Origin of the sequence: Acinetobacter stercoris, assembly GCF_900323515.1 — a bacterium.
Lineage (GTDB): Bacteria > Pseudomonadota > Gammaproteobacteria > Pseudomonadales > Moraxellaceae > Acinetobacter > Acinetobacter stercoris.
The window spans coordinates 19,851-30,566 of record NZ_OOGT01000020.1 but is presented as its reverse complement, the minus strand read 5'-3'; the positions used below and the strand labels follow the sequence as shown (position 1 = coordinate 30,566).

The following is a 10,716-nucleotide window of genomic DNA, read 5'->3' as shown; positions in this document are numbered from 1 at the left end:
GTTCATTATCTTATTTCTAAATAATATTTTTGGTTAAAATTTATAATAATGGTTATCTTACTCGGTAACTAGCTCTCGCTTATCAAGCTTTGCCGTTGTGTATGCATTAAATACGTAATTGCCGTTCAGATTGCATCACTTTTAACCGTTCAGAAATTTTTGTTGAAGCTGATTCATTATTTTTTGCCAGTCTTTGTGCATGCAACAATGATTTAATTGCATTTTCCTCCTGACCCGACCAATATTGACTTTCTGCACGATAACGCAGCACATTAACTGTACGCATAGGATTTTGCTTATCCATACTGGCAGCCTGTTGTAATAACTGCCAACCAGTTACATCACGATAATTTTTCGTCACAAATGAATTAATGATCTTCTCGGCATCTTTGGCTTTATTTTGACGAATTAACACTTCGGCCAATTTATACGCTAAAGCTCTATTTTCCGGCATGATGCGTTGTTTACTGACAATAGCCTGATAGGCATCATCCAGTTTATTCTGTCCAAGTAAAATACTTGCCTGCAAAATACTAATCAGGTTATGTGATGGCTTCAATTCTTTTGATATATCGAGCCATTGCTGAGCCTTATCATAATCCCCACGTTTTAGATAAAATGCACTGGCTGCCAGAGTCCCCGCAATATTTTTCTGTTTGGCCAATACCAGCACCTGCTCCTCAGACACCTGATCTGAAATAACATAGGTATACCACTTCAAAATCGCAAATTCCTGTCTGGTATTACTATAAGGAATCGGAGGAAACTGTTTCGCTCGCAGACGAGCTTCGCTCATACGTTCAGTTGTCAAAGGGTGGGTCAACCAAAAATCTGGTAAAAAACTCAGCTGACTGGTTGAACGATTCATACTTTCAAAAAAGTCGGCCATTGCTTGCGGATTATAACCAGCCCTATCCATGAACTGCATTCCTATACGGTCTGCTTCACGTTCCTGATCACGACTATAACTAAGCTGTTTATCCATTAAAGCAGCTTGAGTACCCAGCATAACAGCCCCACCCGCATCACCATCAGACGTTGCAGCCAATGCAGCACCAACAATAATACCTGCTAAAGCCAACAGGCTTTGCCCCTTAAAAGCTTCTTTGGAGCGACTATAATGACGTTGTGCTACGTGAGCTATCTCATGCCCCATCACACCCGCAACTTCATCCATATTTCGTGCTGAGGTGATCATTCCTGTATTTAAAGCAAATAGACCACCTGGTACAGCAAAAGCGTTGATCTGGGGATCACTTACAATCAGCAAGCCGATCGGCTGACCTAATTGTGTTTGACTCAGAAGTTGACTGAAGAGCACCATAAAGTGATCTTCAAGCCAAGGGTCATGGATTAGTGGCAACTGATTCTGTATTTGTCGATAGACTTTTTCGCCGATCATTTTTTCTCTTTGTTGATCGATAATTCCAACGCCACCGCCAATTTCAGGTACAACAAATTGTGAGGGTGTAAAAGTATGGAAGCCTTCTGCCGAGCTCCATGCGGTACTAAAACATAAGCTTATTGTTAACAAGATACGCTTCAATATTACACACTCTAAGAATATTTAATTTAACTATAACATTGAAAACTGGATAAATTTGCAATGAAGTGTTATTCATTTATCTCAAAATTATACAAAATCAGGGTTAACCAAATATTGCGGAATTTGATCATTTAATGCCGTGACCAGATTTTTATAAGCAAGTTCAGCCATTTTTTTACGGGTTGCAACAGTTCCAGACCCAACATGCGGCATGGTAACCACATTATCCAGTTTAAATAGTTCTGATTCTGATAATGGTTCTTGTTGGTATACATCCAGACCAGCAGCGAAAATCTTTCTGGATTTTAATGCTTCAATTAAGGCTTGCTCATCAACAACAGAACCACGTGCGATATTGACCAGTACTGCATGTGGCTGCATAAGATTTAACTCATCAGCACCGATCAAGGATTTAGATTCCGCATTTAAATCAACTGCAACAACAACAAAGTCCGATTGTCCAAGCAAATCTTCCAGGCTTCTATATTGAGCACTTAACGGCTGTGCCATTTCCAGTTTTTCTCTACGATTATGATATAAAACATTCATATTGAAGCCATAAAAACCTCGTCTTGCAACCGCAGCACCAATATTACCCAAGCCAATAATTCCCAAGGTTTTGCCAAAAATATCCTGTCCAAATTGCTCAATACCAGCCGTTCGTTTCCAGTTACCCTGTTTGGTCCAAAGATCAAGTGATGGCACTTTTCTTGCTGCGCTTACCAACAAAGTAAATGCAAGATCTGCCGTAGTCTCTGTCAAAACATGTGGTGTGTTTGACAACCATATTTTTTGCTGATTTAGGTAATCAAGATCGTAATTATCATAACCAACACTCACTGTTGATATGATTTTTAACTGTTTTGCCGTCGATAAATTGGATTCATTTAATAAACGCCCCGCCCCAATCATGGCATCGGCATTAGCAACTTCAATCCGAATCTGCTCATTAATATCACCATTTTTAGGGTTTAGCTCAACGACTTGATATTGTGCTTTTAAACGAGCTAGAACATCCTGATCAATCTGGCTAAATACGACTACTTTCTTACTCATTTCACTTCCATTTGTTCGACATTATTTTGCATAAATTGCCATAAACGGCGTTTTAACAAGGGTTGTTCCAGCATCTCTTGCAAACTTGCTAACTGGGTGAGTTGCATTCCATGAAAATATGGCAAGCCTCCCAAGCTTAGAAGTTGCTTGTCGGCTTTTAAAGCATCTAAAAAACCCTGTATATAAATACTGGCAGCCTGACCATCCTGAAACTGATTGAGAGGGAAAGGCCATTTCAACTCATAATACTGATGTGAAATTGCACGCTGGATATTCATCCATAGCGTATTCTGCTCAGTCGTCAAGTCTGTGATATCAACCACAATTACACAATGTTCAGTAGAGATCGCCTGCAATGCAAATGCAGGAATTTCCAGTTGTTGTGCTGGCTCTGCTTTTTCAGTTTGTGTCTCTACCTGAGCAACCTGAGACTGTTGCTGCCCATTCTGCACTATTTCAGGAACTACCGGATTTGGCTGTGACTTGAGTTGTACTGCTATTTCTTGTTGCTGCTGAACTGGCTGGGGAATAATGATCTCAGTCGACATTCCTGACTGAGCAACATCCCGATATAAAGATGTATGTGTAAATGTCTGACAAGCACTCCCCTTAGAAACCCAAAGATCTATTCCTAATGCAGCTAATATATTACGCTGATGCTCTATCATATTTACATTCATCTCGTTACAACGTTTTATATTCTAGCAGTCTCACACTGCTTTACTGTAATTTTTCTGTCTAGTAAATGCCCGACTATATGCTTTCATAGTGATTAAATTATAAGTAAAGTATTTTTCTTTTGCATTTGATCTACAATTTCGTCTGTTTCAAAGCCCAACCGCCAATACAACAACTCCAATACATCCAGTTCATCCTGAGTGATAATTCGATCACTCCACAAGCACATTTCAGCAACCCCCAAGATACTCAAACGATCTCGCAGCAACAAACCAGCAATATCATTTAAAATTTCACCCAAATCTATCGGTTCATCTGAAATTTCCTCAAACTGAGCAATTTCATCTTCACATAATACGCGTTCTAAAATCTGATGCCTCACATCCAGCTGATTTGCACTATTAATTTGCTGCACATGGAGTAAGGCATCAATCAATCGAACAATCTGTGGTTTTACATTGTCATATGCTGTTGGAGTATGCATTGGCAGTAGATTCAATTCAGCTTTGACCCGCTCTATTAATAAAGCATCCAACAAACCTATTTCACCATCTTCCTGAATAATCCTGGCAAGTTTTGTCAAAAACTGACGTGATATTGTGGCAGGCATATTCCCCAGATTTGCACAAGCATCATGAAAGACCTGTATATGCACACGACCTTCCAGATTGAGCAATGCATCAACGATAGCACGGCTTACTTCAGCATTTGCAGGTATAAACTCACGATACTGCCGAATCATTAAAATCGCGACCATAACTTCACGAGAACCTGTTGCTGTCTGTAATGCCCTCTGAATCAGTTCAGGGCGCTTCATGCTGCGTCTGATTTCTGGATTTAATGGTTTGATCGCATCATTCAAAGCAAAGCTAATCGGAGAAAGTCTTAATAAGGGTAAAGGTTGCGGTGACACCCATGGATTATAAAATTCAGCGTTTCGCTCTTCCAATGGGCGAAGTAAGCTAAACAAAGGCTGTGTACGGATTTTTTTTAGATTTTCAAGTTGCAGGTTTTGCAAAATAGAAGGGTTTAACTCATAAATACGTGCTTCAATACTTGGATGAATATTCAACCAGCTTTGCGGACTAAGTGAGTTTGCAAAACACATATGTGCAATTGATTCCGAATATTCACTATGAATTTGTGAACCCGCATGATGGACATAAATACGCAATAAAGTCTGAATATTGGCGTTATTCATCATTAAGCGTTTGGTTTGATAATCATTATGAAAAGTTCTTCCACCAAGTGTCAGAAACTTGATCAATCGGGTAATCAAAATCCCCATACTTCCAATGAGCCAAATCACGCCACCAATAGCAACATACGTGGTTTCAAACTTGTGACGTGGTTTATCTGCATAACGGGAAAAACCACGTTTTGCGACCTTGCTTCCCAACTGACTAAATGTGGTTAAACTACTATATAAAATCTTGAGGCGAGTATTTTCCTTGACCTCGCCTGTCATAATCTGATTAAACTCATGACTCAAAAGTCCATATAGCTCAAGTTCATCCAGATTTTGCAAGGCTCCCCAAGTTAAAATAATAACAATATCATTGGTATAAAAACCCGCAGTTAAAGCATTGACCCCAATTTCGTCAGGTAATACATAAACGGCTGGGACATCAATTGAAAAAGTTTTTGCCAACTGCTCAGTCAGTTTCAACGCCTTTATTTCTTCCGGGGTACTCTCAATTAAATTTAAACGGCGTGCTTTTAATTGTTTAGCTAAAGAGTGGCCACCTGAGCGAAAAACATAAAACTCATAAGCCACTGACCAGCCAAAAACCAACAATAGAATGCAGACAACATAAACACTTAGAGAATGCCAAAAAATAGACTGGGTTTGATCAAAATAAAAGACCAGCAGCCCCAAAACTGTGTTTAATATAAAAATAGTCAAAACTGCTGCAAGCAGACAAACACTCGCAGACCAAAACATATTTTTGTTTTTAATAAAATAATGACTCACATCTTTCAATGTAAAGCATCCTAATCAGACCCTAGCCACATCATAAAATAAAAAAGCGGGAATTACCCGCTTTTTCAAAGAGATTTCACATTATAACTCTTCTTTAATCCCGCTAAGATCAACAGAAGCGGCATCAATATTCACATCAATGTAACCATCTTTTTTCTTCTTGGCAGTATCACTACGCTTTTTCTCCAGGTTATCAAGATAGCTTGTATCAATATCACCTGTCACATACACACCATCGAACACTGAACAGTCAAATTCCTGCACTGTTGGTACTTTGGTCGTGCGTACAGCATTTTTCAAATCATCTAAATCTTGAAAAATCAGGCGATCAGCACCAATAATATCCCTGATTTCCTCAACTGAACGACCAGATGCAATCAGCTCAGCTTTGGCAGGCATATCAATACCATAGACATTAGGGTACTTCACCATAGGTGCTGCAGATGCGAAATAGACTTTTTCAGCACCAGCATCACGCGCCATCTGGATAATTTCATTACATGTTGTACCACGAACAATCGAATCATCTACCAGTAAAACATTCTTCCCCTTAAACTCAAGTTCCACAGGGTTTAGTTTCTGACGTACTGATTTTTTACGTTGCTGTTGACCCGGCATGATAAAGGTACGCCCGATGTAGCGGTTTTTCATAAACCCTTCACGGAACTTCACACCTAAAATATTGGCGAGCTCTAGTGCTGATGTACGGCTGGTATCTGGTATCGGGATCACGACATCAATATCATGATCATGCCCCCAATCACGCAAAATTTTGTTCGCCAATGTTTCACCCATTTTTAAACGGGCTTTATACACTGAAATACCATCAATTGTTGCATCAGGACGGGCAAAATAAACGTACTCAAAAATACATGGGCGATAGCGTGAATCTTCAGCACATTGTTGTGCAAAAAACTCACCTTTATCATTAATAAAGATTGCCTCACCTGGCTCAATATCACGCTCAACTTTAAAGCCTAATGCTGTGATCGCTACTGATTCTGAAGCAATAATATATTCTTTGTCACCATTTTCGGTTAAACGTGAACCATAAATCAATGGACGAATCCCATTTGGATCACGAAAGCCAACAATACCATGCCCTGTAATCATTGCCACAACGCCATAAGCACCTTTGCAGCGCTCATGTACACGTTTCACTGTATGAAAAATATCATCTGATGTTGGCTCCAGACTGGCGCGTTTTTGCAATTCATGCGCGAAGACATTTAACAATACTTCTGAATCTGAATCCGTATTCATATGACGCAAATCAGTTTTGAATAAGTCTTCATGGATCTCATGAGCATTAGTCAAATTACCATTATGTGCAAGTGTAATCCCATAAGGAGAGTTTACATAAAATGGTTGCGCTTCAGCACTACTTGAAGAACCTGCTGTTGGATAACGTACATGTCCAATACCGTAATTACCCAACAAGGCACGCATATGACGAGTATGAAATACATCGCGAACCATGCCATTGTCCTTTCTTAAGAAAAGACGACCATTATGACAAGTCACAATCCCAGCTGCATCCTGCCCCCGATGTTGTAACATCGTTAACGCATCAAATAACATTTGGTTAACAGGTGATTTACCAGCTATACCAACGACTCCACACATAACTACCTCGCAGACCGCTAGGATTAATAAAAAGGATTTTTGGTTGAATGCGCTGATCCATTTCCCTGTATCGAGGAATCAGGATCAACACTACGGGAAGGCATCACATTTTGCTCATGCTCTTCCGACTTCATATGGTTTAACGCTTCATTCGCAGCATCTTTGGACAACTCTGTCGCTAAAGGTGCAAATGGTAATAATGTCTGGATAAATTTGGAGTGTTTCCAATGTGGTGAACTTTCGACCCAAGGTTCAATTCCTTGAATAGTTATGAGGACGATGAGCAAACCTTTCAAGGCACCAAATGCTCCACCGGCCAAACGATTCAGCGGTCCAAGTTTGAGAGTGTTTAAAATACCATTAAGCAGACCACTCACCACCCAGCACAGCACAATGATTAACAATACAATAAAGGCAAATGCTGCCACTTTTTGCACGACAGGATCATGACTCAAGACAGACATTGAAGGAGCAACTAAATAAGCATATTTGGATGCAACAATCAGTGCAAAAATCCAGCCTATCAAGTTCGCAAAGGCTTTAACAAATCCCTGTCGCAAACCGTTGAGTCCCCCGATGAGTAAAATAACCAGTATGATGATGTCGATGGTATTCATATTACGTCATAGCATTAACACAATCAGGTATTAAACTAGGTCCGGTGTAAATCATTCCACTATAGATTTGTACCAGCATCGCCCCTGCCTGCTGTTTCGCAAGCGCTTGCTCACCAGCTAGAATTCCACCAACACCGATCAATGGAATCTGCCCATTCAATTGTTGCGCAAAAGCTGCCAGACATGCTGTGCTTTTTTCAAATACAGGAGCACCCGATAAGCCACCTGTTTCATTACCATAAGGGAGATTTTCAACGCCATCACGTGACAAAGTTGTATTGGTTACAATCAAACCATCAATTTTAAACTGTAATAATTGATCTGCGATAAATTGTATATCTTGTTCTGACAGATCTGGAGCAACTTTCAATACTAACGGCACATAATGCTTATGCTCTTCTGCGAGTTCCAGCTGACGTTTTTTCAATGTTTCCAACAAGTCAGTCAAAGCATGACCACTTTGCAAACTACGTAAATTTTTGGTATTTGGTGATGAGATATTGACTGTAATATACGATGCGTAATTATAAACTTTTTCAAGACAAATCAGATAATCAGACACAGCATCATCAACTGGAGTATCTGCATTTTTACCGATATTAATCCCTAAAATACCTTTAAATTTTGCAGCTTTTACATTTTCTATTAATTGATCCACACCATCATTATTAAACCCCATACGGTTAATAATTGCCTTTGCTTCTGGAATCCTGAAAAGGCGCGGTTTAGGATTTCCAGCTTGAGGACGTGGTGTAATTGTTCCGATTTCAATAAAACCAAAGCCGAGCCCTGCAAGTGCGTCAATATATGCACCATTTTTATCAAGACCAGCAGCCAGTCCAACTGGATTTGGAAACTCAATACCCATACATGTTACAGGTTTTGCTGCAACATCTTGACGCATTGCCCCCACCTTGTGGGCTTTTTTGAGCAATGATAATGTGAGTTCATGTGCACGCTCTGGTGCTAAAGAAAACAACAAAGGGCGAGCAAGTGAATACAACATATCTATAAAAGTCTACGGCTTTCTAAGTAGTCCTATTATAGGCAATGCACCAGTAAAACACCATGCCTAACAAGTGTTTATTTTCAGAGCTTATTGCACTGTCGCTGTTAATTTGATCTGTCCCTCAGACTTCGCAAGTTCCATCTTTTGAATACTCAGCCCCATTTGAGCCATTTGAGTAATAAAATTTGCCAGAACTGCATAATTCTGATGTGAGGCAACAACCTGAATCTTTTGCCCTTCTTGCTGTGAGGCTACAGTTATCCCCTGCTGCTGTGCAACACGCTGAACCTTATCATTTGCCGTTAAAGCCAAATCACTTGCAGGCTTCATCGTTACCACATTGGATTGCATCCAAACCATCAAGTCTTTGAGATCATTGGCCCGTTTTTGCTGTTTTTCAGCAGCAACATGCATATACCAAAGTGCTGAACCTATACCTGCGACGATCAAAAAGATAATCATGACAATAACCATGATTCTTTCACGTGGTGCCAGCTTGTCCAGATAGTCGTTCAATTTTTCCGGGATCTGGTCAAACTTATTTTGTACTTTTTCTAGTGCTTTCATTATTGTATTTTCACCAAACCAATGACATTTGAACCCTGTGTCTGAACATTCCCCAACTCTGCTTTAAAGCCTTGTTGGTTTAACTGCTGCACTAAGGCCTGTAATGCATCCGAAGTCTTAGCCACCAAACTCATATTCAATACAGAAGATTCATAATTTACTTGATCAGCGATGATCTGATTCTGCATCAAAATCGGTCCAACACGACTTAAAAGTTGAATCGCCTGAGTATCGGCACTGCGGCTAGCTTTCAAATTAGTTTCAAAATCATCTCTCAAACTTTGCTCACTAGTTCGAACCTTTTCTCCGAACCATGACTTGTACTGAGCTTGAGCCAATTGTGAAGTTTGATCAGCAATTTTTTTCAATTTCACATAGCGCAGCAAATCATAACTAAACTGTACCATCAATAAAACTACAAAAACTGCAATGCAAGCTTTCCAGTAATTTGAAACTCCCGCAGACTCTGATTTTGCTTTTGGTAAAATATTATACGGATGCTGTTTCGCCTTTTTAAATTCTACAAACTGGTACTCAAAAGTATCCCTATGATCTGAAGTTGTAATTGCAAATAAACTCTCAGCTTGCGCATCTGTCAGATTTGAATATAAATAATGTCGCTCTGTCGAATCTTCAAATTCCAGATATAAGGAAAGATCATCAATGGAATTACCCTTAAACTCATTTTCCCGAACCAATAGCCGACCAGCAATATTCGCCAGCACAACCTGATTTGGCTCTGGGGCTGGTAGAATCAAAAAATCTGGCAATAATGAAACCATCTTGACTGGTATAAGCGTCAAAGAATGCTGCAAAGTCTGTACTGTAGATTGGGCAATACCTAAAACAGAAACCTGATCTGGCGGGCTAAAATGTGATTGAACACGCATCTGGTCAACTGGCAAAATTACATATTCTTCCAGTAAGTACTTCACCCCTTCTGGACCAAGCTGTTTATATTGTGTTTTAGTCAAAGGCTGTTGCAGGATCTGCACATCACGACTTGGAAAAAATACAACAGCTTCTTGCCCCTGATAAGGCTTAATATCTTGTATCAGTTGTTCTAGGCTAGATGCCTGAATCCAGTTTTCACCAATTGACCACTGCCAAACCCCATTGGTTTCAGGCATCCATAAGTACAACATTGATTGTGTTCTGCCGTTTAAGTTGTTTTATATTGTTGGAACAAATACTTGTTTTTGTGTCGATAAGCCATTTGCAATAACACTTTGCTCATATATCCGTGCTTCTGCAAGCTGAAAAGGATTAAAATGATCATGTGTCAATTGTTCTGCAATGTGAGCCACAACATTCATATGACACACTGTCACTATATTTTCAAATGGTAATTGTGACAACCACTCAATTGCTTTTTTTGCATCATCATCTGGTTTGATTTTATCACAAACCAAAACAGCGACTTCTGGAAAATAGTTACGAATATGCTCAAGAGTTTCTTGGGCACGTAACAACGGACTCACAACAAATACATCAGGCGCGGTCAAACTCTTTAAAAAAATTGCGGTTTGTTCTGCCTGGTTGTGTCCACGCTCAGTCAATGGTCGTTTTATATCATTGCCATTTACAGGGGGAGCAGCTTCACCATGACGTACTAAAGTCAGTTGCATATGAT

10 protein-coding genes are annotated in these 10,716 nt (G+C 39.7%); all 10 read right to left on the bottom strand.

The window, feature by feature from the left end; all coding sequences use genetic code 11:
• Positions 1 to 106: 106 nt before the first annotated feature.
• Entirely contained in the window at positions 107 to 1,546 is a 1,440-nt protein-coding gene (locus KPC_RS03725) for a M48 family metalloprotease (protein WP_121973073.1), read from the bottom strand.
• 87 nt (positions 1,547 to 1,633) lie between these two features.
• On the bottom strand, positions 1,634 to 2,602 hold the full coding sequence (locus tag KPC_RS03720) for a 2-hydroxyacid dehydrogenase (RefSeq protein WP_121973072.1): 969 nt from the start codon (positions 2,600 to 2,602) through the stop codon (positions 1,634 to 1,636).
• Positions 2,599 to 3,270 carry a hypothetical protein gene (locus KPC_RS03715; RefSeq protein WP_121973071.1) on the bottom strand — a complete coding sequence of 224 codons (672 nt, stop codon included), beginning with the start codon at positions 3,268 to 3,270 and terminating at the stop codon, positions 2,599 to 2,601. Before KPC_RS03715 ends, KPC_RS03720 begins: the two co-directional genes overlap by 4 nt.
• Before the next feature lie 104 nt (positions 3,271 to 3,374).
• Positions 3,375 to 5,264 (bottom strand): M48 family metalloprotease, encoded by a 1,890-nt coding sequence (locus KPC_RS03710; protein WP_121973070.1) that lies wholly within the window; start codon positions 5,262 to 5,264, stop codon positions 3,375 to 3,377.
• Between the two features lie 81 nt (positions 5,265 to 5,345).
• Positions 5,346 to 6,890, bottom strand: a complete 1,545-nt coding sequence (purF, locus tag KPC_RS03705; RefSeq protein ID WP_121973069.1) for an amidophosphoribosyltransferase — start codon at positions 6,888 to 6,890, stop codon at positions 5,346 to 5,348.
• A gap of 23 nt (positions 6,891 to 6,913) precedes the next feature.
• Positions 6,914 to 7,507: a CvpA family protein gene (locus KPC_RS03700; protein ID WP_121973068.1), complete on the bottom strand. Its 594-nt coding sequence runs from the start codon at positions 7,505 to 7,507 to the stop codon at positions 6,914 to 6,916.
• Between the two features lies 1 nt (position 7,508).
• Entirely contained in the window at positions 7,509 to 8,513 is a 1,005-nt protein-coding gene (locus KPC_RS03695) for a quinone-dependent dihydroorotate dehydrogenase (RefSeq protein WP_121973067.1), read from the bottom strand.
• Positions 8,514 to 8,603: 90 nt separating this feature from the next.
• The gene (gene gspM, locus KPC_RS03690; RefSeq protein WP_121973066.1) at positions 8,604 to 9,083 is read right to left on the bottom strand and encodes a type II secretion system protein GspM; all 480 of its coding nucleotides are present in this window, start codon (positions 9,081 to 9,083) and stop codon (positions 8,604 to 8,606) included.
• Complete coding sequence (gspL, locus tag KPC_RS03685) at positions 9,083 to 10,228, bottom strand: type II secretion system protein GspL (RefSeq protein ID WP_121973065.1); 1,146 nt, start codon at positions 10,226 to 10,228, stop codon at positions 9,083 to 9,085. The genes gspM and gspL overlap by 1 nt, the downstream gene beginning before the upstream one ends.
• A gap of 27 nt (positions 10,229 to 10,255) precedes the next feature.
• Positions 10,256 to 10,711 carry a SixA phosphatase family protein gene (locus KPC_RS03680; protein ID WP_121973064.1) on the bottom strand — a complete coding sequence of 152 codons (456 nt, stop codon included), beginning with the start codon at positions 10,709 to 10,711 and terminating at the stop codon, positions 10,256 to 10,258.
• Between the last annotated feature and the right edge of the window lie 5 nt (positions 10,712 to 10,716).